This is a genomic window from Streptomyces sp. NPDC031274, from assembly GCF_055570235.1.
Map to the genome: position 1 here is coordinate 1 of NZ_JBVIHP010000200.1, position 1,521 is coordinate 1,521.

Sequence of the window (1,521 nt, forward strand, 5' to 3'; positions counted from 1 at the left end):
TGCTCGGTGAGCGCCGCCACCGCGAACGCCCACTGCGCCTGGCGATTCGTGAACGCCTCCGCAGTCGCCAGCGTCCGGTCGTTCGTACTGAACAGTGCTCGCAGATCCCGACCTGGCACCCCAGCCCCCAATAGAGATCATCTAACCGCTAACGTATGTCCGCCCCAGTCCTGTTGGGGAAGCATCCCCGAAGACGACTGCGACCGCACCAGCGCGTGCTACCACCAGGCATGAAGGGAAGCAGGGAGCAGTGTTCGGGCTCGCTTTGGCACGGCCCGCAGCCGGGCGCGACCACGATCACGAACCGCGATGTGGAATCGGGCTTTGATCACGTCCGGCACACGTTGCGCGATCTCCAGCGGCCACGCCTCCTGCTGGGCCTCCGGCGCCTCGGGCCACCGCACCGACTTGGCGCGCATGAGGTTGCGTACGAGGTGCCTGTCGCCGATGGCCGTCTCGAAGGTGTTCGAGACGCTCGCTCCTTTGCGACCCAACAGCGCCCCTTTCCGGCCATGCCACATGAACATCGCCACACTTTCCGAGCCAACTGACGCTGCCCCGGGGGTAAGAAATACTGCGGAGGTTCGGCCGAAGGATCATGCACTGACCTGGGGGCACAGTGGCAAGCAGGAGTGGGGCGGGCGGGAACGATCCCTATGCCAGGGAACTCGCGCGGCAGGCCAAGGAGCAGGAGAAGGCGCGTAAGGCTGCTGAGGCCGAGGCCAAACGCAAGGCGCGTGAGGAGAAGGCCGCCTACGAAACGGCCCGGGCACAGGAGGCGATCGACCGTACCTACGTGGTCGAGAACGACGTCGAGCAGTTGTCGTCGCTTCTCCGGACGGCCGTGCTGGACGGAAAGGCACTGACCTTCGACCGACTCAAGCAGCAGTTCACCCCCACGCCGTTTATCCCGCCCAGGGGACGAACCAAGGCAGTCCCGCTGCCGCGATGGGAGGAATACGAGCCCGAGCCACCACGCGGTCTCCTCGGCGCGTTCGGTTTCGGGCGCAAGGGGTACGACGCCGAAGTCGCGGCCGCCCGTGAGCGGTTCGACCGAGCATTGCGTGACCACGCGCGGGACGAGAAGAAGCGGGCCGAGAAGCTGGCCGAGGCCCGTGCCCGTCACGAGGAGCAGAACCAGCAAGAGGCCATCCGGGTCGACGAGTGGAACGGTCGACTTGAGGAACGACGCAGCGCCTACCGTGAGCGGGACGTAGATGCCGTCGAGTGGTTCATCGACCAGGCCCTGGCCGCCTCCAAGTATCCACACGACTTCCCCAAGGCGCACCGGGTGTCGTACCAGGCGGACACAGGTGACTTGCTCGTCGAGATCGACCTGCCGTTGGAAGACGTCGTGCCTGCGGCTCGGGCGTACCGCTACGTGAAGACCCGCGACGAGATGAACCCCGTCCCGCGCCCGGACAAAGACCGCAAGGAGCTGTACGCCTCCGTCCTCGCCCAGACCGCCTTGCGTACCGTCCACGAGCTGTTCACCGCCGACACTGAAGGTGCCGTTCAGTC

The 1,521-nt window shown here is 66.0% G+C and carries 1 protein-coding gene and 1 pseudogene; one reads left to right on the forward strand and one right to left on the reverse strand.

Features of this window, described 5'->3' with window-relative positions; all coding sequences use genetic code 11:
- Nucleotides 1-218: 218 nt before the first annotated feature.
- Nucleotides 219-494 carry a hypothetical protein gene (locus ACZ5CR_RS44945; protein WP_468869377.1) on the reverse strand — a complete coding sequence of 92 codons (276 nt, stop codon included), beginning with the start codon at nucleotides 492-494 and terminating at the stop codon, nucleotides 219-221.
- 125 nt (nucleotides 495-619) lie between these two features.
- Between ACZ5CR_RS44945 and ACZ5CR_RS44950 the strand changes: the two are divergent.
- Nucleotides 620-1,521, forward strand: a pseudogene (locus tag ACZ5CR_RS44950) (restriction endonuclease); the annotation flags it as partial.